Origin of the sequence: Mycolicibacterium pallens (genome assembly GCF_019456675.1) — a bacterium.
In the GTDB taxonomy this organism is placed as follows: Bacteria; Actinomycetota; Actinomycetes; order Mycobacteriales; family Mycobacteriaceae; genus Mycobacterium; species Mycobacterium crocinum.
The window spans coordinates 3,449,897-3,473,989 of the sequence record NZ_CP080333.1 but is presented as its reverse complement, the minus strand read 5'-3'; the positions used below and the strand labels follow the sequence as shown (position 1 = coordinate 3,473,989).

The window sequence follows — 24,093 nt, the reverse complement described above, 5'->3', positions numbered from 1 at the left end:
TTCATGTCCGAACGCGTCATCTTGGCGTATTCCGGCGGCCTGGACACCTCGGTGGCCATCAGCTGGATCGGCAAGGAGACCGGCAAAGAGGTGGTGGCCGTGGCCATCGACCTCGGCCAGGGCGGCGAGGACATGGAGGTCGTCCGCCAGCGCGCCCTGGATTGCGGTGCCGTCGAAGCGGTCGTGGTTGATGCCCGCGACGAGTTCGCCGAGCAGTACTGCCTGCCGGCCATCCAGTCGAACGCGCTCTATATGGACCGTTACCCGCTGGTGTCCGCACTGAGCCGGCCGCTGATCGTCAAGCATCTGGTGAGCGCGGCCCGTGAACACCGCGGCGGTATCGTCGCCCACGGCTGCACCGGCAAGGGCAACGACCAGGTGCGCTTCGAGGTCGGATTCGCCTCGCTGGCCCCTGATCTCGAGGTGCTGGCCCCGGTCCGCGACTACGCCTGGACCCGCGAGAAGGCGATCGCGTTCGCCGAGGAAAACGCGATCCCGATCAACGTCACCAAGCGCTCGCCGTTCTCCATCGACCAGAACGTATGGGGTCGGGCGGTGGAAACCGGCTTCCTGGAACACCTCTGGAACGCGCCGACCAAGGACGTGTACGACTACACCGAAGACCCGACGCTGAACTGGAGCACCCCCGATGAGGTGATCGTCGGTTTCGAGAAGGGGGTGCCGGTCTCCATAGATGGCAATCCGGTGACTGTTCTGCAGGCCATCGAGGAGCTCAACCGCCGTGCCGGCGCGCAGGGCGTCGGCCGCCTCGATGTCGTCGAGGACCGGCTGGTCGGCATCAAGAGCCGCGAGATCTACGAGGCGCCGGGCGCCATGGTCCTGGTCACCGCGCACACCGAGCTCGAGCACGTGACGTTGGAGCGCGAGCTCGGCCGGTTCAAGCGGGGGACCGACCGTAAGTGGAGCGAGCTGGTGTACGACGGTCTGTGGTACTCGCCGCTGAAGCGGTCGCTGGAGGCGTTCGTCGCCGACACCCAGCAGCATGTGACCGGTGAGATCCGCATGGTGTTGCACGGCGGGCACATTGCGGTCAACGGCCGGCGCAGCCCGACCTCGCTGTACGACTTCAATCTCGCAACCTACGACGAGGGTGACACCTTCGACCAGTCGTCGGCCAAGGGCTTCGTCCACGTGCACGGCTTGTCGTCGAAGATCGCCGCCCGCCGGGACCTGGCAGGGAACCAGCCGTGAGCACCAACGAGGGCTCGCTCTGGGGTGGCCGTTTCGCCGACGGGCCCGCGCCCGCGCTGGCGGCGTTGAGCAAGTCCACGCACTTCGATTGGGTGCTCGCACCGTACGACGTCGCGGCCTCGAAGGCCCATGCCAAGGTACTGCACACCGCGGGTCTGCTGACCGACGAGCAGCGCGACGGGTTGCTCGCCGGCCTGGACAGCCTGGGACAAGACATCGCCGACGGCAGCTTCACCCCGCTGGTCACTGACGAGGATGTGCACGGGGCGCTCGAGCGCGGCCTTATCGAACGCGTCGGTCCGGATCTCGGTGGCCGGCTGCGGGCCGGTCGGTCACGAAATGATCAGGTGGCCACGCTGTTTCGGATGTGGCTGCGCGATGCGATGCGACGGGTCGCCGACGGCGCCCTCGAAGTGGTGGCCGCATTGGCGACGCAGGCCGCCGCCCATCCGACGGCAATCATGCCCGGCAAAACCCACCTGCAGGCTGCGCAGCCCGTGCTGCTGGCGCACCATCTGCTGGCGCACGCTCATCCGCTGCTGCGCGACGTCGACCGCATCGCCGACTTCGACGACCGCACCGCGGTGTCGCCCTACGGCTCGGGCGCGTTGGCCGGCTCATCACTGGGGCTCAATCCCGATGCGATCGCTGAGGAATTGGGATTCGCTGCCGCAGCTGACAATTCGATCGACGCCACCGCATCTCGTGATTTTGCCGCCGAGGCCGCCTTCGTGCTCGCGATGATCGGCGTTGACCTGTCCCGGCTCGCGGAGGACATCATCCTCTGGAGCACAACCGAATTCGGCTACGTGACGCTGCACGACTCCTGGTCGACGGGCAGCTCAATCATGCCGCAGAAGAAGAACCCCGACATCGCCGAACTCGCCCGCGGCAAGGCCGGACGGTTGATCGGGAACCTCACCGGGCTGCTGGCGACGCTGAAGGCACAGCCGCTGGCGTACAACCGCGATCTGCAGGAAGACAAGGAGCCGGTGTTCGACTCCGTCGCGCAGCTGGAGCTCGTGCTGCCCGCGATGGCCGGACTGGTCGCGACCCTGCGCTTCGACACCGACCGGATGGCGGCACTCGCGCCGGCCGGCTACACCCTGGCCACCGATGTCGCCGAATGGCTGGTGCGTCGAGGAGTCCCGTTCCGGGTTGCGCATGAGGCGGCCGGCGAGGCGGTGCGTGCCGCCGAGGGTCGCGGTGTCGGCCTCGACGAACTCACCGACGACGAACTGGCCGGGATCAGCAGTGAGCTGACCCCGCAGGTGCGGGAAGTGCTGACCGTCGACGGATCGGTGTCCTCCCGCGACGCCCGCGGCGGTACCGCGCCGACCCAGGTGGCCAACCAGCTCGGGGTGGTGCAGGACAGCATCGAAAAGCTGCGCATCCGTTTGCGGCGCTAGAACATCGCACGCGACCCACTACGATCGGCAGGTATGGGGGGAGCGCCGGACACGGCCGCCACACCGCGGCGGGGCCTTCGTGGCTGGCTGTCCGGCCTGAGCTTGAGCCAGATCGGACAGCTGCTGACTGTCGTCATCCTGGCCGGGACGGCGTTGTTCGGTGGCCTCGACACTGTTGACACCGCCGTCACCGAGTTCAAACCCGGTGACGAGTTCAGTGACAACGCCTTCACGGTCACTGTTGAACGCGCCACGTTGGTCGACGAACTGCGCTCGGGTACCACCCTGGTCGCCCCGAAAACTCCCGGCCGGACCTATCTGGGCGTCGTCATGAAGATCCGCAATGACGGCACCGTCCCGGCGTTTCTCGACGACGAGATCGACCTGCGCGACCACCCGGAGAAGCGGTTCTACGGTGTCGTGCGGCTGGCGAACGGCGCACCGGTCCCGAGCCTTGGCCCGGGACTGACGGAGGAAGTCGCGACGATCTGGACGTTGCCCGAAACGTCTCTGCGGCCGGGTGATTCGGTGACGATCAGGATCTGGAAGAAGAAGTTCACCGAGCCCATGGTCACCTACGGTAAGACCTGGGTGGACAGCGAGACCGAATACGGTCAGGCCACACTTCCGGTGCGAGGCAAGGCATGAGCCGTCGAACCGTGTTCTCAGCTGTGGCAACGGTTGTCGCGATCGCCTTGGCGACCCTGGTGTGGTTGCATCTGCCTGCCAACACCACCATCTACGCGCCGTTCGACGTCCACGCGGGAATGGCCAGCCGAGCCGTCGGCCAGAACCTGTCGGCCACCGTGACCAAGGCCGCGATCGCCCCGACCGTTACGGCCAAACAGTCCCGGAAATCCTATCCGGCGGCAGGTGTCTGGGTCGTGGTGTCGACGACGCTCGACGTGACCCGAGAACCCGTACTGCCGCACGCCGATCTGCTCGTCGGCCCCAACACCTACGTGCCGACCACGGTGCTGCTCCCGGGTGCCGATCTGGTGCAGCCCGGGATAACTCAACAGCGCACATGGGCATTCGACGTGCCGCCCGATCTGCTGAAGTCGGTTCCGTCGGTGGTGGTGCGGCTCTGGGGAGGCGACGGCCGACTCGATTCCCGGTTGGTCATCGACATCCCGCTCGACAACGTCGACCGCCCACAGTCCGTCGTCGTGCCACCGTCCGAACTGGAGGCGCGATGAAGTCACCTGTCCCGGAAAAGCTGTGGCAGCGCAACGTGCTGGCGATGGTCGTCGTGATCGCGGCACTGGCCGTCCTGGTGGTCGTCGATTACTGGCCCGACTGGTCACGGTACCGAGACACCACGACCCCGCCGCACGTGATCTCCGCCGGGCAGAGCGCAACGATTGACGGCCAGACCTGGTCGGTAGCCGGCGTCCGCCACCTGGACGAACCACCCGGCCCGCGCACTCGAAAACTCCCGAAAGGCACAGTGCTGGAGGTGGTGTCGATCCAGCGAACCAACGGCCGGGACGGCGACTTGTGCACGGGCGTCGTCACCGACGGCACGCGGCGCTGGCAGGCTGAGGCGATTGGCGGCTACAACGTGCCGCTGCCCGACAATGCCTCCGACCGCTGCACCAGGCCGGGCCCGGTGCAGTTCACGTTCCTGCTTCCCGATGACGTCGTACCCACCGCCGTCGACGTGGTGGACCTCGACGGCCGAATCAGGCTGCGGCTGCAGTTGTAGGCGCCGCCTCCGGCTCGGGGTCGCGGGCGATGTGCTCGACGCAGTAGACGAATGTGCTTGCCACCAGGCAGATCCGAAGCGGCTCGACGATGAGGTGCGACAACAGGCTCAGGCCATTGCCGAAGCCCTGCCAGAACGCCCACGGGTGCGGGCCGACCACCCACGCGATACCCCGGAAGAGATAGCCGTCACCCAACTGCGCGCGGTAGAAGCTGCCGGTCATGTCCAACCACGCGAGGCCGAGATAGGCCAGCACATAGAGCGTCAACGCCAGAACGCCACCGTGCAGGACGATCCGCGCCGAGTCGGTGACGGGCCGGAACTTGCCCACTTGATCGACGCCATAGTCGACGATCTTCTCGCGCACTGCCTTGGGGACGACGCGCAGGCGCTTCTGCAGACGCTTCCCGGTGGGCGCCGACCGGGTCATCCACGTCGTCGCGCGCCGACCGGCGACCCGCTGCACCACACTGCGCCAGTCGGCCGTGGTGGTCACCCCGTAGACGATGCCGGCTACGGCGAGCCAGATCAACGGCACGGCGGCGCCGCCGAACACCGTCCGCAGAGCCCACATCACCACGTCCCAGACCTTCTCCAGTGGGGAGAAGTAAGAGAACAGGTCCGCGCGAGTGTCGCTGAGCCACACCATCACTCGTCGATGAGCCACCCAGTCCCCGGGCTTTGTCAGGATCGTGACCCCCTGATTGACCGAGAAGCTGAGCACCAAGAACACCCACAGTGCATCGAAGTAGAGGCGTACCGCGACTAACCACGACGGCAGCCGGTCCTTGAGCTTGCTCAAGACGGTGCGGATCACCAGGGCCGCCCCGATCAGCACCCACGTGCCCGCGCCGACCGGCAGTTGGGCGTGGAGATCGGTGGGCGGCCCACCGTTGACAACCGCCATCATCGACTCGCCTACCCGGTATTGCAGTGCGCGCTGCTCGAAGGCCAGCCAGTCCTCGCGAAACATCTGCCACGCCAGGTAGATCGCAAAGAACGGCACGACCACAGTCGAGAACAGGTCGATGCGCCGCGCCGGCCGTCGCCCCAGCGCCGCGAGCACCGGGAACGCCGGGCGCAGTACCAAGAACATCCCCACATAGGAGCCCAGTCGCGCCATGCCGGCCAGCGGCATGATCAGCGATGCCCACCAATGGTTGTCATAGCCGGCCCAGGCGGCCCACTCGATGGCGCCGCGGCGACCCAGCACACCGAGCAGGTATAGCGCGGCCAGTTGCGGCCAGTACCGGACCCAGACGCGCAGCGGCCGCACCAAGTAGCGCATGGCCGACATTGTAGGAACCTGAGCGCGCGCTAGTCGACCAGCTCGGACAGCTCCAACCAGCGGTTCTCCTTCTCGGCCACCTCGGCCTCCAGTTCCCGGAGCTGCTGGGTCAGCTTGCCCAGTCCGACGTGGTCGGACTGGTCGTGCTCGGCCAGCTCGACGTGCTTGGCGTTCACCCGGTCGGACAGCTTGGCCAGCGCGCGGTCCAGCGACGCGATTTCCTTTTCCACACTGCGTAATTCGGCACCTGAGAGCGCCTGTGTGGGCGGCTGTGCGGCTTGGGGAGAAGCCCCGCCGCTGACTTCCCGTCGGGCCTTGATGCGCAGGTACTCGTCGATTCCGCCCGGCAGATGGCGGAGGTGTCCGTCGAGGATCGCGTACTGCTGATCGGTGACCCGCTCGAGCAGATACCGGTCGTGCGATACCACGATGAGCGTGCCGGGCCACGAGTCGAGCAGATCTTCGGTGGCCGACAGCATGTCGATGTCGACGTCGTTGGTGGGCTCGTCGAGCACCAGGACGTTGGGTTCCTCCAGCAGAGTCAGCATCAACTGCAGCCGCCTGCGCTGGCCGCCGGACAGCTCTCCGACCCGCGACGCGAGTTGCTCACGCCGAAAACCCAAGCGCTCCAACAACTGTGTGGGGGTGATGTCCTTACCGTCGACCTGGTAGTCGGTCTTGAGCCGGCCGACCACCTCGCGGACCATGTCGCCGGCGATCTCGGTGAGCTGGCTGGACTGCTGGTCGAGCATCGCCAGCCGCACGGTCTTGCCGCGCTTGACCCGGCCCGAATCGGGGTGCACGGTTCCGGCGATCAAGCCCAACAGCGTCGACTTACCCGCGCCGTTGGCGCCGACGATGCCGGTGCGCTCGCCCGGACCGATGCGCCATTCCACATCGCGCAGAACAGGTTTGGCGTCATACGTCACCGACACGTCGAGCAGGTCGATGACGTCCTTGCCTAGCCGTGCGGTGGCCAGCTTGGCCAGCTCGACACCGTTGCGAATCGGTGGGACGTCCTCGATCAGCTGGTTGGCGGCATCGATGCGGAACTTCGGCTTTGACGTTCGGGCCGGCGCGCCGCGACGCAGCCAGGCCAACTCCTTGCGCATCAGGTTCTGCCGCTTGGCCTCCGCGGCGGCGGCGATGCGGTCGCGTTCGACGCGCTGCAACACATACGCCGCGTAACCGCCGTCGAACGGTTCGACGATCCCGTCGTGTACCTCCCACGTGGTGTTGGCGACCTCGTCGAGGAACCAACGGTCGTGGGTGACCACCAGCAGGCCGCCGGTGTTGCGCGCCCACCGCGTCTTGAGGTGCTCGGCCAGCCAGGTGATGCCTTCGATGTCGAGGTGGTTGGTCGGCTCGTCGAGGGCGATGACATCCCAGTCGCCGATCAGCAATGCCGCCAGCTGCACCCGACGGCGCTGGCCGCCGGACAGCGCGGCCACCTGGGTCTGCCAGTCGAGGTCGGCGACCAGGCCGGCGACGACGTCGCGGATGCGGGGGTTGCCTGCCCATTCGTGTTCGGGGATGTCGCCGACGAGCACCTCGCCGACGGTGCTCTGCGGGGGCATGGTGTCGGCCTGGTCGAGGGCGGTCACGCGCAGGCCGCCGCGCTGGGTCACCCGGCCGGAATCGGGGGCGAGTCTTCCGGTCAGCATCGCCATCAGGCTGGATTTGCCGTCGCCGTTGCGACCGACGATCCCGATGCGGGCGCCGTCGTTCACGCCGACGGTCACGGATTCGAAGACCACCTGAGTCGGATATTCGAGATGGAGCGCTTCGGCGCCGAGCAGGTGTGCCACTGGCAACAGGCTACTGGTCAGGTCCCAAAGCGAACGGACGCGGATCGGCCTTGTGCCATGATGTGCTGGCTGTCGGGGCCTTATGCAGCAGCGATGTGGGACAGGGGAGAGCCGTGGATCTGAACTTGTCGGCGGTCACCAGGCCTGTGGAACGCCTGATGGCGACGGCCCAAAACGGTTTCGAGGTGTTGCGCTTAGGCGGTCTGGAGACCGGTGCGGTGCCGTCACCGTTCCAGATCGTCGAAGACAAGCCGATGTACAAGCTGCGGCGTTACTTCCCGCCGGACAGCAGGCCGGGTCAAAAGCCCGCGGGCCCGCCGGTCCTCATGGTCCATCCGATGATGATGTCGGCGAATATGTGGGACGTCACTCGCGAGGACGGCGCCGTCGGCATCCTGCACGAGGCGGGCATCGACCCGTGGGTGATCGACTTTGGCTCGCCCGACGAGGTCGAGGGCGGCATGGAACGTAACCTCACCGACCACATCGTCGCGCTCAACGAGGCCATCGACACCGTCAAGGACATCACCGGTCAGAGCATCCACCTGGCCGGCTACTCGCAGGGTGGCATGTTCTGCTACCAGACCGCGGCCTACCGGCGCACCAAGGACATCGCGAGCATCGTCGCGTTCGGCTCCCCGGTGGACACGCTGGCCGCGCTGCCGATGGGTATCCCGCCCAACATCGGTGCGGTGGCCGCGGACTTCATGGCCGACCACGTGTTCAACCGCATCGACATTCCAGGTTGGTTGGCGCGCACCGGCTTTCAGATGCTCGACCCGCTCAAGACCGCCAAGGCGCGCATCGACTTCCTGCGCCAGCTGCACGACCGGGACGCGCTGCTGCCGCGCGAACAGCAGCGCCGCTTCTTGGACTCCGAGGGCTGGATCGCCTGGTCGGGTCCCGCGGTCTCCGAGTTGCTCAAGCAGTTCATCGCACACAACCGGATGATGTCGGGCGGCTTCGCCATCAACGGTCAGTTGGTGACGCTCTCCGATATCACCTGCCCGGTGCTCGCCTTCGTCGGCGAGGTCGACGACATCGGCCAGCCTGCCTCGGTGCGGGGCATCAAGCGCGCCGCTCCCGGCGCCGAGGTGTACGAGGTGATGATCCGCGCCGGGCACTTCGGCCTGGTGGTCGGATCGAAGGCGGCCACCTCGACCTGGCCGACGGTGGCGGACTGGGTGCGCTGGCTGTCCGGTGCGGATTCCCGCCCGGCCAACATCGCACCCATGCAGGACAGCGACGCCGAACCCGACGACTCCGGCGTGGCGCTGTCGGCGCGCCTGATGCACAGCATGGCCGAGGCGTCGGAAGTGGCCTGGTCACTGGCACGCGGTGCGGCCGACGCGGTGGTGAACACGAGGAAGTCGATGCGGACGCTTGCGGTGGAGACTGCGCGAACCCTGCCACGGCTGACCCGCCTGGGCCAGATCAACGACCACACCCGCATCTCGCTGGGCCGGATCATCGACGAGCAGGCCGGCGAGGCTCCCAACGGCGAGTTCCTGCTGTTCGACGGCCGGGTGCACACCTACGAGGCGGTCAACCGGCGCATCAACAACGTGGTCCGCGGCCTCATCTCGGTCGGCGTCCGCCAGGGTGTGCGCGTCGGTGTCCTCATGGACACCCGGCCCTCGGCGCTGGTCGCCATCGCCGCGCTGTCGCGTCTCGGCGCGGTGGCTGTGCTCATGCCGCCCGATGTCGACCTCGACGAGGCCGTCCGCATCGGCGGGGTCACCGAGGTCATCACCGACCCCGGCAACCTCGACGCGGCCCGCAAGCTGCCGGTCAAGGTGCTGGTACTCGGCGGCGGCGAGAGCCGTGACCTGAACCTGCCCGAGCACAGCAACGTCATCGACATGGAGAAGATCGACCCGGACGCCGTCGCGCTGCCGGGGTGGTACCGGCCGAACCCCGGCTTCGCCCGCGATCTGGCGTTCGTCGCGTTCAGCACCGTCAGCGGTGTTCTGGTGCCCAAGCAGATCACCAACTACCGCTGGGCGTTGTCGGCGTTCGGTACGGCCTCCGCCGCGGCGCTGGGGCGCGGTGACACGGTGTACTGCCTGACCCCGCTGCACCACCAGTCCGGACTGCTGGTCAGTCTCGGTGGGGCGGTGGTCGGCGGCACCCGGATCGCGTTGTCGCGGGGGCTGCGCCCGGACCGTTTCCTCGCCGAGATCCGGCAGTACGGCGTCACGGTCGTCTCCTACACCTGGACGATGCTGCGCGATGTGGTTGACGACCCGGATTTCCGGTTGCGCGGTAACCATCCGGTGCGGCTGTTCATCGGTTCGGGCATGCCGCCCGGGCTGTGGCAGCGAACCGTCGATGCCTTCAGCCCGGCCAACGTCGTCGAGTTCTTCGCCACCACCGACGGTCAGGCTGTATTGGCCAATGTGGCGGGCGCCAAGATCGGTAGCAAGGGCCGGCCGCTGCCGGGCGGCGGCCAGGTGGAGTTGGCGGCCTACGACGCCGACGAGGATTTGATCCTGGAAGACGACCGCGGATTCGTCGCGGTCGCCGAACCCAACGAGGTCGGTGTGCTGCTGGCCCGGCCGTGGGGGCCGATCGATCCGACCGCGTCGGTCAAACGCGGGGTGTTCGCCGCCGGTGACACGTGGATCTCCACCGAGTACGTGTTCCGCCGCGATTCCGACGGCGACTTCTGGCTGCTGGGCAACCGTCCGCTGCTCATCCGTACCGAGCGCGGTGTGGTGTTCCCGGAGGCGGTCACCGACGCCGTCAGCCGGATCACCGCTGTCGACCTCGCCGCCACCTACGGCGTCGAGGTGCCCGGCGGGACCATCGCCGTCACCGCGATCACGCTGCGCGACGGCATGACCGTGACCACCGCCGACCTGACCGACGCGTTCGCGTCGATGCCCGTCGGCCTGCCGCCGGATGTGGTCCATGTGGTGCCCGAGATCCCACTCAGCGCCACCTGCCGACCGACGGTCTCGGCGCTACGAGCCGACGGGGTGCCGAAGGCGACTCGTAACGCCTGGCATTGGGAGCCCGATACGGGGAAGTACAAGCGCTTGACGGCTGCGGTACGAGCCCAGTTCAGCGGTACCGAGAACTGAGCTTCTGCCCAGGTCGCGCAGCGCTGTTAGGCTCGCCGAGAGTCCAGGTACCCACGCGTCGGAGGAATGCATGGCAACCCAGACGAATCACTGGCGTCGCGCCGTCCGCGGCACGGCGATCGGTGCCCTGACCGCTGGGTTGCTGGTCGGCATGGGCACGCAGCAGGCGCTGGCCGATCCGAGCGCCGCGCCGGCCACGCCGTCAGCGCCGGCGACGCCCGATGCCAACGGCGTCCCGCAATTCCAGAGCGCCGACCAGATGCTGGCGTTCATCGACCAGAACTACGACCAGGGCGCCGGCGGCGGCCAGCTGTCCAACCTGATCAAGTCGGCGATGAAACTGCGGGCGCAGGGCATCAAGCCGTCGAAGACCAACATCGCCGAAATCCAGAACGCGCTGCAGTACCGCCCGAATCAGAAGCCGCTGATCGAGGCGCTGCAGAACACCCTCGGCTACCAGCAGAAGATCTTCGCCCAGATGCAGCTTCTGCAGCAGGCGCAGCAGCGCCAGCAGAACAACGCCGTGATGGGAGCCGGGCAGATGCCGAGCGACGGCGCCCCGACGATCGGCGGCAACCAAGCCCCGGCCGCCGCGCCGCCCGCGATCCCGTAGCCGCCTGATGCTCGACGAGAAGCTGTTGGACATTCTGGTGTGCCCGGCCGACCGCGGGCCGCTGATCCTGGTGGACCAACGTCTGTACAACCCGCGCCTGCACAAGGCCTATCGCATCGACGACGGCATTCCCGTGCTACTGGTCGACGAGGCCGTCGAGGTGAGTCCCGAGGAGCACGACCGTCTGATGGGTCTCGCGAACTCGTAACCCGCGCAGCCCATTTGGCGTACTTTGGCCGGATGGGGGACAACGTTGTCGCCAAGCAGCTTCCCGGTGAACTCGCCAAGTGGGATCCGGTTTTCACCCGACGGGTGATGGGCCGGATGTGGCCGTTCATGCGGCTGTACTTCCGCGCCGAAGTCCGCAATCTCGAGGTGTTCCCGCCGTCGGGCGGTGCGCTGCTGGTGTGCAATCACTCCGGTGGCATGTTGACTCCCGATGTTCCGGTCTTCGGGCCGGCGTTCTATGCCCGGTTCGGCTACGACCGGCCGCTGTACACGCTGGCGCACTACGGGATCTTCATCGCACCCTGGGGTCCGCTGTTGCCGCGTCTCGGTGTCGTGCACGCCAGCCCGGAGGCTGCGACCGCGGCGCTGCGGTCCGGTGCCGTCGTCCTCGTCTTTCCCGGCGGCGACTACGACGCCTATCGACCCACGTTGCAGCAGAACAAGATCGACTTCGACGGTCGCACCGGATACGCCCGTACCGCGATCGAGACCGGCGTGCCGATCGTGCCGATGGTTTCGATCGGCGCTCAGGAGACCCAGTTCTTTCTAACCCGGGGGACCGAGCTGGCCTACCGGATCGGACTGCCGCGCATCCGGGCGGAGATCATGCCCCTGACGGTCGGGCTTCCGTTCGGGTTCACCGTCTTCTTCCCGCCGAACCTGCCGCTGCCGTCGAAGATCGTCATGGAGGTCCTCGACCCGATCGACCCGAAGGATTTCGGCAAGAACCCCGACATCGACGAGGTCGACGCTCATGTCCGGCGCGTCATGCAACGCGCACTGGACCGCCTCGCCGCGCGGCGCCGCTTCCCGGTGTTGGGATGACGGTCAGGACAGCGCGGGCAGCTCTCCGGTGAGATAGCGCTGCAGGGTCGGCGCGATCGTCTCGGCGATCTGTTCCGGTGCCAGCGACGCGAACGGCTCCAGTCCGATGATGTAGCGCGCTATGACCACACCGACCAGTTGCGAGGCCACGAACTGCACGCGCAGCCGCCCGGTGCCCGGTGGGTTGTCCACGCGCGGCGCGACCTCTGCGGTGATGACCTCCTGCAGGAACGATCGGACCAGGCTGATATCGGCGCCGGCGAGCAGTGATCGCATGGTGGCGATGAGCCCGGCGCCCATCTCGGAATCCCACAGCGGTAGCAGGATCGACGGCAGCACACGGCCCAGCTCCTCGACCGGGGTGTCGCGCAGCGGAACAAGAACGGTCATGGGGTCGATCGGAATGTTGATCGCCGCGGCGAACAACTCCTCCTTTGTGCCGAAGTAGTGGTGCACCAGAGCGGAGTCGACGTCCGCGGCGGCGGCGATCGATCGGATCGACGTCTTGTCGATACCGTTGCGGGCGAACAACTCTCGTGCGTTGGTCAGGATCCGGTCGCGGGTGTCCGAGGTGCCGCGTGGCCGTCCGGGACGTTTGTTCTGCCGTGGTTCTACGGTCACGGGGTGCGCCGCCGCAGGGTCGCCGCAGCCAGGGCCATCGCCACCACCGCGAAGGCGAGGACCACGAAGATGTCCCGGATTGCGATGCTCGTCAGGTCGGTGTGGGCGTTGACCTGTTGCAACGCCTCCAGGGCATAGCTGGCCGGCATCGCGTTGCTGATCCACTCCAGCCAGGTCGGCATCTGGTTGCGCGGCACGATGATTCCGGCCAGGAGCAACTGCGGGACGATAAACACGGGCATGAACTGTACGGCCTGAAATTCGGTCCGGGCGAACGCACTTGCCAACAGCCCGAGCCCGACACCCAGCACGGCGTTGATGACGGCGATGACGAACACCCACAGCGGGCTGCCCTTGGTGTCAAAGCCCAGCAACCAGAACGACACGACACAGGCCAGGATCGCCTGCGCGGCGGCGGCGACCGAAAACGCGGTGCCGTAGGCGGCCAGCAGATCCAGCCGGCGCAGCGGCGTGGTGAGGATGCGCTCCAACGTGCCCGAGGACCGCTCGCGCTGCATGGTGATCGAGGTGATCAGAAACATCACGAACAGCGGGAACAGCCCGAGCAGGATCAGGCATGCGGTCTGAAACGGCGAGACCGCACCGGGGAACTTCGGCACGTCGTCGAACATGAAGTACATCAGCGTGATCACCGCGCTAGGCACCACGAGAATCATTGCGACACTTCGGTGATCGGCGCGCAACTGGCGCACGATGCGGCCGGTGGTGGCCAGGTAGGCGCGCGGGCTCAGCGTATGGGAGCTGCGGTGCTGTGCCTGATGATGGACAGGAACGCTTCCTCCAGTGACGTGCATCCGGTGTCCTCTCTCAGTCGGGCGGGGGTGGTGTGGGCCAGGAGCCGGCCTTCGCGCATGAGCAGCAGGCCGGCGCAGTGGTCGGCCTCGTCCATCACGTGACTGGACACCAGCAAGGTGGTGCCCCGCCGGGCCAGCTCGTCGAATTGGGCCCACAGGTCCACACGCAGTACGGGGTCCAGGCCGACGGTCGGTTCGTCGAGCACGAGCAGGTCGGGATGGCAGACCAGAGCGCATGCCAGTGACACCCGGGTGCGCTGGCCGCCGGACAGGTTGCCGCAGTAGGCCCCAGCGTGATCGCGCAGTCCGACGTCGTCGATGGCGCGGTCGGCCGATTGCGCCGGGGTGCCGTAGAGCGCCGCGAAATAGCGGACGTTGTCGATGACGCGGAGGTCGTTGTAGATCGTCGGGTCCTGGGTGACGTAGCCGACCCGGTGACGGAGTGCGGGGGAGCCGGCCGGATGCCCGAGAACGGTGACGGTTCCCGACGCGACGATCTGGGTGCCGACGATGCTGCGCATCAGGGTGGTCTTGCCGCAGCCCGACGGGCCGAGCAGTCCGGTGATCGAACCGCGGGGGATCGCCACCGAGAAGTCGTGCAGCGCGACCCGTTTACCGCGGACCACGCGCAGATTCTCGATACGGACGGCCGGCTCAGCGCGGCCCGTCGCTAATTCATCACTCGATGAACTCATCACGTGATGAATAATCCTCCCCGGCGGAGGCCCGGTCAATGCCTCGGGCAGAATTTCTTGTGATGAGCGCCGATCAGCTGGACACCGACCCGGTCTCGGCGGCACGGCTGTTGCTCGGCGGGGTCATCAGCTGCCGCGGGGTCAGCGCGCTGATTGTCGAGGTCGAGGCGTACGGCGGCCCGCCGGACGGGCCGTGGCCGGACGCGTCGGCGCATTCGTACCGGGGGCCGGGCATCCGTAACGCGGTGATGTTCGGCCCGGCCGGGCACCTCTATACCTATCGAAGCCACGGCATCCATGTGTGCGCCAATGTGTCGTGCGGCCCGGACGGTACGGCTGCGGCGGTGCTGCTGCGGGCGGCGGCGATCGAGTCGGGGCTGGACGTGGCGCAGGTCCGCCGTGGCCCGCTGGTGCGCCCGAGGGCGCTAGCCCGCGGCCCGGGCAACCTGTGCTCGGCGCTGGGCATCGGGATGGAGGACAACGGCGTGGACGTCTTCGACCCGGCGTCTCCGGTGACAGTGCAGCTCGGCGAATCTCTCGGCCCAGAAAGTGCGGGTCCGCGGGTCGGGGTGTCCCAGGCGGCCGATCGGCCGTGGCGATTGTGGCTCACCGGACGGCCGGAAGTGTCGGCCTACCGCCGCAGTCCCCGCGCGCCGATCCCGGGCGCGAGCGACTGAGCGCTGCCCATGCGGGAAGATCAACGCATGGGCACGACGATTCTCGATGAATTGGGTTGGCGCGAGCTGATTGCACAGTCGACCGATATCGACGCGCTCGCCGCCGCGGCCGCGCAGCCACCGATGACCGTCTATTGCGGATTCGATCCGACCGCGCCGAGCCTGCACGCGGGAAACCTGGTGCCGTTGCTCACACTTCGGCGATTCCAGCGGGCCGGGCACCGACCGATCGTGTTGGCCGGCGGCGCCACGGGCATGATCGGTGATCCTCGTGACACCGGCGAGCGGACGATGAACACCACCGACACCGTCGCGCAGTGGGCCGAACGGATCCGTGGGCAGCTGGAGCGGTTCGTCGACTTCGACGACTCACCCAGCGGTGCGGTGGTGGAGAACAACCTGAACTGGACCGCTCAGCTGAGCGCGATCGATTTCCTGCGCGACGTCGGCAAGCATTTTTCGGTCAACGTGATGCTCGACCGGGACACGATCCGGCGCCGGCTCGAGGGCGACGGCATCTCCTACACGGAGTTCAGCTACATGCTCCTGCAGGCCAACGACTACGTGGAACTGCACCGGCGCCACGGCTGCTCGCTGCAGATCGGCGGTTCCGATCAATGGGGCAACATCATCGCGGGGGTGCGGCTGGTGCGCCAGACGCTCGGCGCCGGCGTCCATGCGCTGACGGTGCCGCTGGTCACCGCGGCCGACGGGACGAAATTCGGCAAGTCCACCGGCGGCGGCAGCCTGTGGCTGGATCCCGAGATGACCAGCCCGTATGCCTGGTACCAGTACTTCGTCAACACCGCCGACGCCGACGTGGTCAAGTACCTGCGTTGGTTCACGTTCTTGGCGGCCGACGAACTGGCCGAGCTGGCCCAGGCCACCGCGGAACGCCCGCATGAGCGGGCCGGCCAGCGCCGGCTGGCCCAGGAACTCACCACCTTGGTGCATGGTCGGGCCGCGACCGAGGCGGTGGAGCACGCATCACAGGCGTTGTTCGGCCGCGGCGAGCTGTCGCGGCTCGATGAACCGACCCTGGCGGCCGCGTTGCGGGAGACCTCGGTGGCCGAGCTCGGGCCCGGCGGCGCGGACGGCATCGTCGACCTGTTGGTGGCCACCGGACTCTCGGCGAGCAAGGGTGCCGCCAAGCGGACGATCGCCGAGGGCGGAGTCTCGGTCAACAACGAGAAGATCGACAGCGAGGATTGGGTGGCACAACCGTCCCACTTTCTCCACGGGCGCTGGCTGGTGCTGCGGCGCGGGAAGCGGAATATCGCTGGGGTGCAGCGGGTTTGAGGCTTCGGAGTTGCGGCGAAACGCCGATCTAGCAGGCGATTTGACTCGCCGTTAGCTCGTCTGTAACTTATTCCAAGTCAGAGCGGCCCGGCCAAGCCGGAGAGCGCGAAGACCTCCCGGGAATCAAACCTGGTAACAGGTTTGTTCCTCTTGTCCGCACGATATCTACGCGGCCTTCGGGTCGCGGGATTACTGCGCGGTCGAGTGGGGGACTGGGGTGTGTTGTTTGAGAACTCAATAGTGTGTTTGGTGGTTTTTGTTTGTTGTTGTTTTTTGCCATGCTCTGATACCCCCGTGTTGGGGTGTGGTTTTTTGATGCCAGGTTTTTGGTGTCTTGCTTTGGTCAGATTGTTCTGATTCGAATTCACCTGTCTGTGGATGGGTTGTTTTTGTTTGGAGAGTTTGATCCTGGCTCAGGACGAACGCTGGCGGCGTGCTTAACACATGCAAGTCGAACGGAAAGTGCTCTTCGGAGTGACTCGAGTGGCGAACGGGTGAGTAACACGTGGGTGATCTGCCCTGCACTTTGGGATAAGCCTGGGAAACTGGGTCTAATACCGGATAGGACCACGGCCTTCATGGGTTGTGGTGGAAAGCTTTTGCGGTGTGGGATGGGCCCGCGGCCTATCAGCTTGTTGGTGGGGTAATGGCCTACCAAGGCGACGACGGGTAGCCGGCCTGAGAGGGTGTCCGGCCACACTGGGACTGAGATACGGCCCAGACTCCTACGGGAGGCAGCAGTGGGGAATATTGCACAATGGGCGCAAGCCTGATGCAGCGACGCCGCGTGAGGGATGACGGCCTTCGGGTTGTAAACCTCTTTCAGTAGGGACGAAGCGCAAGTGACGGTACCTGTAGAAGAAGCACCGGCCAACTACGTGCCAGCAGCCGCGGTAATACGTAGGGTGCGAGCGTTGTCCGGAATTACTGGGCGTAAAGAGCTCGTAGGTGGTTTGTCGCGTTGTTCGTGAAAACTCACAGCTTAACTGTGGGCGTGCGGGCGATACGGGCAGACTGGAGTACTGCAGGGGAGACTGGAATTCCTGGTGTAGCGGTGGAATGCGCAGATATCAGGAGGAACACCGGTGGCGAAGGCGGGTCTCTGGGCAGTAACTGACGCTGAGGAGCGAAAGCGTGGGGAGCGAACAGGATTAGATACCCTGGTAGTCCACGCCGTAAACGGTGGGTACTAGGTGTGGGTTTCCTTCCTTGGGATCCGTGCCGTAGCTAACGCATTAAGTACCCCGCCTGGGGAGTACGGCCGCAAGGCTAAAACTCAAAGGAATTGACGGGGGCCCGCACAAGCGGCGGAGCATGTGGATTAATTCGATGCAACGCGAAGAACCTTACCTGGGTTTGACATGCACAGGACGCCGGCAGAGATGTCGGTTCCCTTGTGGCCTGTGTGCAGGTGGTGCATGGCTGTCGTCAGCTCGTGTCGTGAGATGTTGGGTTAAGTCCCGCAACGAGCGCAACCCTTGTCTCATGTTGCCAGCACGTTATGGTGGGGACTCGTGAGAGACTGCCGGGGTCAACTCGGAGGAAGGTGGGGATGACGTCAAGTCATCATGCCCCTTATGTCCAGGGCTTCACACATGCTACAATGGCCGGTACAAAGGGCTGCGATGCCGTGAGGTGGAGCGAATCCTTTCAAAGCCGGTCTCAGTTCGGATCGGGGTCTGCAACTCGACCCCGTGAAGTCGGAGTCGCTAGTAATCGCAGATCAGCAACGCTGCGGTGAATACGTTCCCGGGCCTTGTACACACCGCCCGTCACGTCATGAAAGTCGGTAACACCCGAAGCCGGTGGCCTAACCCCTTGTGGGAGGGAGCCGTCGAAGGTGGGATCGGCGATTGGGACGAAGTCGTAACAAGGTAGCCGTACCGGAAGGTGCGGCTGGATCACCTCCTTTCTAAGGAGCACCACGAAAACGGTTGAGACACTGGGTCTTACCGGAGCCGTGAGGAATCGTCGCCTGTAGTGGGTGTCGGTTTGGTGCACAACAAACGTTCGGCCGGCGGGGATGCCGGTCGTGAGGAATTGCCAGACACACTGTTGGGTCCTGAGACAACAGACCCGTCTCTGCTTGGACTGCGGTTCAGGAGGGCTGTTGTTGCTCCACTTTGGTGGTGGGGTGTGGTGTTTGATTTGTGGATAGTGGTTGCGAGCATCGAGCACGCAAGTTCGCGTCGGTTCTGTGAAGAGTCGGCGTGTGTTTGTGTGTGTAAGATGTGCAATTTCTTTTTTCGAATTGGTTTTTTGTGTTGTAAGTGTTTAAGAGCGCATGGTGGATGCCTTGGCACTGGGAGCCGATGAAGGACGTGGGAGGCTGCGTTATGCCTCGGGGAGCTGTCAACCGAGCGTTGATCCGAGGATGTCCGAATGGGGAAACCCGGCACGAGTGATGTCGTGTCACCCGTACCTGAATACATAGGGTATGGGGGGGAACGCGGGGAAGTGAAACATCTCAGTACCCGTAGGAAGAGAAAACAATTGTGATTCCGTTAGTAGTGGCGAGCGAACGCGGAGGATGGCTAAACCGTATGCATGTGATACTCGGCAGGGGTTGTGTGTGCGGTGTTGTGGGACGTTTCGTCTTCGGTCTGCCGGCCGGGGCGGGAGTGATAAACCGTGGTGTTAGGTGAAGTGGCCTGGGATGGTCTGCCGTAGTGGGTGAGAGCCCCGTAACTGAAAACATGACGGCTCCTGTGGAACTGTTCCCGAGTAGCAGCGGGCCCGTGGAATCTGCTGTGAATCTGCCGGGACCACCCGGTAAGCCTGAATACTTCTCAGTGACCGATAGCGGATTAGTACCGTGAGGGAATGGTGAAAAGTACCCCGGGAGGGGAGTGAAAGAGTACCTGAAACCGTGCGCTTACAATCCGTCAGAGCCCTCGACGTGTCGTGGGGTGATGGCGTGCCTTTTGAAGAATGAGCCTGCGAGTCAGGGACATGTCGCGAGGTTAACCCGGGTGGGGTAGCCGTAGCGAAAGCGAGTCTGAATAGGGCGTATCCACACAACAGTGTGTGGTGTAGTGGTGTGTTCTGGACCCGAAGCGGAGTGATCTACCCATGGCCAGGGTGAAGCGCGGGTAAGACCGCGTGGAGGCCCGAACCCACTTAGGTTGAAGACTGAGGGGATGAGTTGTGGGTAGGGGTGAAAGGCCAATCAAACTCCGTGATAGCTGGTTCTCCCCGAAATGCATTTAGGTGCAGCGTTGCGTGTTTCTTGCCGGAGGTAGAGCTACTGGATGGCCGATGGGCCCTACTAGGTTACTGACGTCAGCCAAACTCCGAATGCCGGTAAGTGAAAGCGTGGCAGTGAGACGGCGGGGGATAAGCTCCGTGCGTCGAGAGGGAAACAGCCCAGATCGCCGGCTAAGGCCCCTAAGCGTGTGCTAAGTGGAAAAGGATGTGCAGTCGCAGAGACAACCAGGAGGTTGGCTTAGAAGCAGCCACCCTTGAAAGAGTGCGTAATAGCTCACTGGTCAAGTGATTGTGCGCCGATAATGTAGCGGGGCTCAAGCACACCGCCGAAGCCGCGGCAATACACGTTTGTGTATTGGGTAGGGGAGCGTCCTGCACTCCGGTGAAGCAGCCTGGTAATGGAGCTGTGGAGGGTGTGGGAGTGAGAATGCAGGCATGAGTAGCGATAAGGCAAGTGAGAACCTTGCCCGCCGAAAGACCAAGGGTTCCTGGGCCAGGCCAGTCCGCCCAGGGTGAGTCGGGACCTAAGGCGAGGCCGACAGGCGTAGTCGATGGACAACGGGTTGATATTCCCGTACCCGTGTATAAGCGTCCCTGATGAATCAGAGGTACTAACCGCCCAAATCCAGAATCACGGATCCCTTCGGGGTGATGGTTTCTGGGGCTGCGCGGGACCTTCTCTGGTAGTAGTCAAGCGATGGGGTGACGCAGGTAGGTAGCCGTACCAGTCAGTGGTAATACTGGGGTAAACCTGTAGGGAGAAACGTAGGCAAATCCGCGTTTCATATATCCTGAGAGGTGATGCATAGCCGAGTGAGGCGAATTCGGTGATCCTTTGCTGCCAAGAAAAGCCTCTAGCGAGCGTATACACGGCCCGTACCCCAAACCAACACAGGTGGTCAGGTAGAGAATACCAAGGCGTACGAGTGAACTATGGTTAAGGAACTCGGCAAAATACCCCCGTAACTTCGGGAGAAGGGGACCCCTACTGTCATCACCCTTGCGGTGGGCAGCGGTGGGGGGTGGCACAAACCAGTGAGAAGCGACTGTTTACTAAAAACACAGGTCCGTGCGAAGTCGCAAGACGATGTATACGGACTGACGCCTGCCCGGTGCTGGAAGGTTAAGAGGACCCGTTAACTCTTTTAGGGTGAAGCGGAGAATTTAAGCCCCAGTAAACGGCGGTGGTAACTATAACCATCCTAAGGTAGCGAAATTCCTTGTCGGGTAAGTTCCGACCTGCACGAATGGCGTAACGACTTCTCAACTGTCTCAACCATAGACTCGGCGAAATTGCACTACGAGTAAAGATGCTCGTTACGCGCGGCAGGACGAAAAGACCCCGGGACCTTCACTATAGCTTGGTATTGGCGTTCGATACGGTTTGTGTAGGATAGGTGGGAGACTGTGAAACTCACACGCCAGTGTGGGTGGAGTCATTGTTGAAATACCACTCTGATCGTATTGGACTTCTAACCTCGGACCGTATATCCGGTCCAGGGACAGTGCCTGGTGGGTAGTTTAACTGGGGCGGTTGCCTCCCAAAATGTAACGGAGGCGCCCAAAGGTTCCCTCAACCTGGACGGCAATCAGGTGTTGAGTGCAAGTGCACAAGGGAGCTTGACTGCGAGACGGACATGTCAAGCAGGGACGAAAGTCGGGACTAGTGATCCGGCACCCCCGAGTGGAAGGGGTGTCGCTCAACGGATAAAAGGTACCCCGGGGATAACAGGCTGATCTTCCCCAAGAGTCCATATCGACGGGATGGTTTGGCACCTCGATGTCGGCTCGTCGCATCCTGGGGCTGGAGCAGGTCCCAAGGGTTGGGCTGTTCGCCCATTAAAGCGGCACGCGAGCTGGGTTTAGAACGTCGTGAGACAGTTCGGTCTCTATCCGCCGCGCGCGTCAGAAACTTGAGGAAACCTGTCCCTAGTACGAGAGGACCGGGACGGACGAACCTCTGGTACACCAGTTGTCCCACCAGGGGCACCGCTGGATAGCCACGTTCGGACAGGATAACCGCTGAAAGCATCTAAGCGGGAAACCTATTCCAAGACCAGGTTTCTCACCCATTCAGTGGGATAAGGCCCCCCGCAGACCACGGGATCGATAGACCAGACCTACACGCACCGCAAGGTGTTCAGGGAACTGGCACTAACCGGCCGAAAACTTACAACAACCAAAACAAAACACCACATTTGGTTCGTTCAAAGACGCACATCAACGCCCGCAACCACAATCCAGCAGACACACTGCACCCCACCACCAAAACTAAGATTCCCCCACAAAAGGGGGTCACTGAAAAGTGAATAGAGTTACGGCGGCCATAGCGGCAGGGAAACGCCCGGTCCCATCCCGAACCCGGAAGCTAAGCCTACCAGCGCCGATGATACTACCCACACGGGTGGAAAAGTAGGACACCGCCGAACACAATTTAGTGAAACGCCCCCCGAGAAATCGGGGGGCGTTTCCATTTCTTTATCGAATTCCATTACCGCCATATGGTTTATCCGAATTGTGGCTGTCTGACCGCTGCCCGTATCCTTTACAGGTGGTCGATGACAGGCAAGGCAATTCCGGCGGACGTCCGCCGCGTCGTCCCGCGGGAGCCGGCGCCGGGAACCGCGACCGTCGGGGCGGCAGTGCCCCGCGCCGGTCGGGTCCTGGTCGTGCCCGTCCGGCCCAACCTCAGCCGTCCGCCAATGGCGACGACGCCGCGCCACGTCAGGCAGGTCCGGCCATTCCGTCGACCATTGAAGCCAAGCAGCTCTCGCCCGAAATCCGCGGCGAACTCACGACTTTGGATAAGTCGACCGCCGACACGGTCGCTCGCCATCTGGTCGCGGCGGGTGAACTGCTGGACGAGGATCCGCAGGCCGCGCTCGAGCATGCGCAGGCCGCCCGCGCCCGTTCCGGGCGGATCGCTGCGGTGCGTGAGGCCGTCGGTATCGCGGCCTACCAGTGCGGGGATTGGGCACAGGCCCTCTCGGAGTTCCGCGCCGCTCGCCGGATGGGCAGCAAGTCGCAGCTGCTTCCGCTGATCGCCGACTGCGAACGCGGGGTGGGCCGACCCGAGCGCGCTATCGAACTTGCTCGCAGCCCGGAAGCGGCTGAGCTCACCGGCGACGACGCCGACGAACTGCGGATCGTTGCCGCCGGCGCCCGCGCCGACCTTGGCCAACTGGAGCAGGCATTGGTGGTGCTGTCCACGCCGCAGCCAGATCCGTCGCGCACCGGATCGACCGCAGCTCGCCTGTTCTACGCCTATGCCGAGACGCTGCTCGCGCTCGATCGAGGTGATGAGGCGCTGCAGTGGTTCATCCACGCCGCCGCGGCCGACATCGACGGCGTCACCGACGCCGAAGACCGGGTCAGCGAGCTGGCCTGACGTGACAACCCTTGTGCAGCAACATGATTGCCTGCTGCTCGATTTGGACGGCACCGTGTTCCGCGGTCACGCGCCGACCGAAGGTGCCATCGACGCCCTCGATGCCGCGCAGATTCGCAAACTGTTCGTCACCAACAACGCCTCCCGCGCCGCCGACGATGTGGCTGCCCATCTACGCGAGCTCGGGTTCACCGCGGATGCTGCCGATGTGGTGACCAGTGCCCAGAGCGCGGCTCGCCTGCTTGCTCAGCAGCTGGAGCCCGGCTCGAAGGTGCTGATCGTCGGAACCGACGCGCTGGCCGGTGAGGTCGAGGCCGTCGGTCTGAAGCCGGTCCGACGTTTCGACGACGAGCCCGTTGCCGTGGTGCAGGGGCACTCGACGACGACCGCATGGCCGGACCTGGCCGAGGCTGCGCTGGCCATCCGGTCTGGCGCACTGTGGGTCGCTGCCAACGTCGACCGCACGCTGCCCACCGAGCGAGGACTGCTCCCCGGAAACGGTTCGATGGTCGCCGCGTTGCGCACCGCCACCGACGCCGATTACCAGGTGGCCGGCAAACCTGCTCCCGCCCTGATGCGGGATGCGTTGGCGCGGGGCTCATTTGACACGCCACTGGTGGTCGGTGACCGCCTCGACACCGATATTGCCGGTGCGAATGCCACAGATCTGCCCAGCCTCATGGTGTTGTGCGGGGTCAGCACGGCCGCTGAGGTGGTGCACGCGGTACCCGAGCAGCGGCCCACCTACATCGGTGCCGACCTTCGGGATCTGCACACCGGCGCGGAGAACCTGGAGGTCGCCGAACAAGCCGCGTGGCGGGCTGAGGTCGCCGATGGTGCGGTCACCGTGACGGCGGCAGCTGCAGATGAAAGCCAGGACGGCCTCTCGGTGGTCCGCGCCACCGCGCGGGCGGTGTGGGACGCGGCCGGGAACGGACGTCAGCTCGCCGTGCGAGCCGGTGACGACACCGCACGCGCCGCGCTGCAGCGCTGGTCCCTGCTGACGGCTCAGGATCAGCTAGCGTGAACGGTGACATGAACACCGACCCCGAACAGATCCGCGCCGACATCGACGCCGTGCTGGCTCAGCTGCCCAGCGTCGACCCGGACAGCGCCGACGTCGCCGGTGTCGATATCGACGCCGTCGGACGGCAGCTCGAGGAAGCGCACCAGATCCTGGTCAATGCGCTGGAATCGGTGGAGAAGGGCTGAGT

General features: G+C 64.8%; 19 protein-coding genes and 3 rRNA genes. 17 read left to right on the top strand and 5 right to left on the bottom strand.

What is annotated here, in order from left to right; genetic code table 11:
• Window positions 1–3: 3 nt before the first annotated feature.
• The 5 genes from K0O64_RS17065 to K0O64_RS17045 are packed head-to-tail and all read left to right on the top strand — an operon-like array spanning window position 4 to window position 4,329.
• Window positions 4–1,212: an argininosuccinate synthase gene (locus tag K0O64_RS17065; protein WP_071943939.1), complete on the top strand. Its 1,209-nt coding sequence runs from the start codon at window positions 4–6 to the stop codon at window positions 1,210–1,212.
• Entirely contained in the window at window positions 1,209–2,621 is a 1,413-nt protein-coding gene (gene argH / locus K0O64_RS17060; protein ID WP_071943942.1) for an argininosuccinate lyase, read from the top strand. The genes K0O64_RS17065 and argH overlap by 4 nt, the downstream gene beginning before the upstream one ends.
• Window positions 2,622–2,654: 33 nt before the next feature.
• Window positions 2,655–3,269, top strand: coding sequence for a hypothetical protein (locus K0O64_RS17055; RefSeq protein WP_071943945.1), 615 nt, complete (start codon window positions 2,655–2,657; stop codon window positions 3,267–3,269).
• Window positions 3,266–3,820: a hypothetical protein gene (locus K0O64_RS17050; RefSeq protein ID WP_071943948.1), complete on the top strand. Its 555-nt coding sequence runs from the start codon at window positions 3,266–3,268 to the stop codon at window positions 3,818–3,820. The genes K0O64_RS17055 and K0O64_RS17050 overlap by 4 nt, the downstream gene beginning before the upstream one ends.
• Window positions 3,817–4,329: a hypothetical protein gene (locus tag K0O64_RS17045; RefSeq protein WP_071943951.1), complete on the top strand. Its 513-nt coding sequence runs from the start codon at window positions 3,817–3,819 to the stop codon at window positions 4,327–4,329. The genes K0O64_RS17050 and K0O64_RS17045 overlap by 4 nt, the downstream gene beginning before the upstream one ends.
• Here the strand turns inward: K0O64_RS17045 and K0O64_RS17040 are convergent.
• A complete protein-coding gene (locus K0O64_RS17040) occupies window positions 4,307–5,617 on the bottom strand; it encodes a hypothetical protein (protein ID WP_071949775.1) in 1,311 nt (436 codons plus the stop codon). The genes K0O64_RS17045 and K0O64_RS17040 overlap by 23 nt on opposite strands.
• A 29-nt stretch (window positions 5,618–5,646) precedes the next feature.
• On the bottom strand, window positions 5,647–7,425 hold the full coding sequence (locus tag K0O64_RS17035; protein WP_071943953.1) for an ABC-F family ATP-binding cassette domain-containing protein: 1,779 nt from the start codon (window positions 7,423–7,425) through the stop codon (window positions 5,647–5,649).
• Between the two features lie 113 nt (window positions 7,426–7,538).
• Here K0O64_RS17035 and K0O64_RS17030 point away from each other — a divergent pair, with 113 nt between their 5' ends.
• From K0O64_RS17030 to K0O64_RS17015, 4 genes are all read left to right on the top strand, one after another.
• The gene (locus K0O64_RS17030) at window positions 7,539–10,511 is read left to right on the top strand and encodes an acyl-CoA synthetase (protein WP_071943956.1); all 2,973 of its coding nucleotides are present in this window, start codon (window positions 7,539–7,541) and stop codon (window positions 10,509–10,511) included.
• A 70-nt stretch (window positions 10,512–10,581) separates the two neighbouring features.
• Window positions 10,582–11,124: a hypothetical protein gene (locus K0O64_RS17025; RefSeq protein ID WP_220045606.1), complete on the top strand. Its 543-nt coding sequence runs from the start codon at window positions 10,582–10,584 to the stop codon at window positions 11,122–11,124.
• A 7-nt stretch (window positions 11,125–11,131) separates the two neighbouring features.
• Complete coding sequence (locus tag K0O64_RS17020; protein ID WP_071943962.1) at window positions 11,132–11,332, top strand: Trm112 family protein; 201 nt, start codon at window positions 11,132–11,134, stop codon at window positions 11,330–11,332.
• A gap of 32 nt (window positions 11,333–11,364) precedes the next feature.
• On the top strand, window positions 11,365–12,177 hold the full coding sequence (locus K0O64_RS17015) for a lysophospholipid acyltransferase family protein (protein ID WP_071943965.1): 813 nt from the start codon (window positions 11,365–11,367) through the stop codon (window positions 12,175–12,177).
• A 3-nt stretch (window positions 12,178–12,180) separates the two neighbouring features.
• Here K0O64_RS17015 and K0O64_RS17010 read toward each other — a convergent pair whose 3' ends face one another.
• The 3 genes from K0O64_RS17010 to K0O64_RS17000 are packed head-to-tail and all read right to left on the bottom strand — an operon-like array spanning window position 12,181 to window position 14,311.
• Entirely contained in the window at window positions 12,181–12,798 is a 618-nt protein-coding gene (locus tag K0O64_RS17010) for a TetR/AcrR family transcriptional regulator (RefSeq protein WP_071943968.1), read from the bottom strand.
• Window positions 12,795–13,613 (bottom strand): ABC transporter permease, encoded by an 819-nt coding sequence (locus K0O64_RS17005; RefSeq protein WP_164520091.1) that lies wholly within the window; start codon window positions 13,611–13,613, stop codon window positions 12,795–12,797. The genes K0O64_RS17010 and K0O64_RS17005 overlap by 4 nt, the downstream gene beginning before the upstream one ends.
• The gene (locus tag K0O64_RS17000; protein ID WP_071943973.1) at window positions 13,547–14,311 is read right to left on the bottom strand and encodes an ABC transporter ATP-binding protein; all 765 of its coding nucleotides are present in this window, start codon (window positions 14,309–14,311) and stop codon (window positions 13,547–13,549) included. The genes K0O64_RS17005 and K0O64_RS17000 overlap by 67 nt, the downstream gene beginning before the upstream one ends.
• A gap of 59 nt (window positions 14,312–14,370) precedes the next feature.
• Between K0O64_RS17000 and K0O64_RS16995 the strand changes: the two genes are divergently transcribed.
• The 8 genes from K0O64_RS16995 to K0O64_RS16960 all read left to right on the top strand — a co-directional run bounded on the left by K0O64_RS16995 (window position 14,371) and on the right by K0O64_RS16960 (window position 24,091).
• On the top strand, window positions 14,371–14,985 hold the full coding sequence (locus K0O64_RS16995; protein WP_071943975.1) for a DNA-3-methyladenine glycosylase: 615 nt from the start codon (window positions 14,371–14,373) through the stop codon (window positions 14,983–14,985).
• 27 nt (window positions 14,986–15,012) lie between these two features.
• Window positions 15,013–16,284 (top strand): tyrosine--tRNA ligase, encoded by a 1,272-nt coding sequence (tyrS, locus tag K0O64_RS16990; RefSeq protein WP_096311620.1) that lies wholly within the window; start codon window positions 15,013–15,015, stop codon window positions 16,282–16,284.
• Between the two features lie 390 nt (window positions 16,285–16,674).
• A 16S ribosomal RNA gene (locus tag K0O64_RS16985) occupies window positions 16,675–18,196 on the top strand.
• A 352-nt stretch (window positions 18,197–18,548) separates the two neighbouring features.
• Window positions 18,549–21,669 (top strand): 23S ribosomal RNA (locus K0O64_RS16980).
• A gap of 138 nt (window positions 21,670–21,807) precedes the next feature.
• Window positions 21,808–21,920 (top strand): 5S ribosomal RNA (gene rrf / locus K0O64_RS16975).
• Together the 16S, 23S and 5S rRNA genes form the textbook arrangement of a ribosomal RNA operon.
• Before the next feature lie 122 nt (window positions 21,921–22,042).
• A complete protein-coding gene (locus tag K0O64_RS16970; RefSeq protein ID WP_096311619.1) occupies window positions 22,043–22,879 on the top strand; it encodes a tetratricopeptide repeat protein in 837 nt (278 codons plus the stop codon).
• A 1-nt stretch (window position 22,880) separates the two neighbouring features.
• Window positions 22,881–23,906, top strand: coding sequence for an HAD-IIA family hydrolase (locus K0O64_RS16965; protein ID WP_096311618.1), 1,026 nt, complete (start codon window positions 22,881–22,883; stop codon window positions 23,904–23,906).
• A complete protein-coding gene (locus tag K0O64_RS16960; RefSeq protein ID WP_125477449.1) occupies window positions 23,903–24,091 on the top strand; it encodes a hypothetical protein in 189 nt (62 codons plus the stop codon). The genes K0O64_RS16965 and K0O64_RS16960 overlap by 4 nt, the downstream gene beginning before the upstream one ends.
• The last annotated feature ends 2 nt before the right edge of the window (window positions 24,092–24,093 follow it).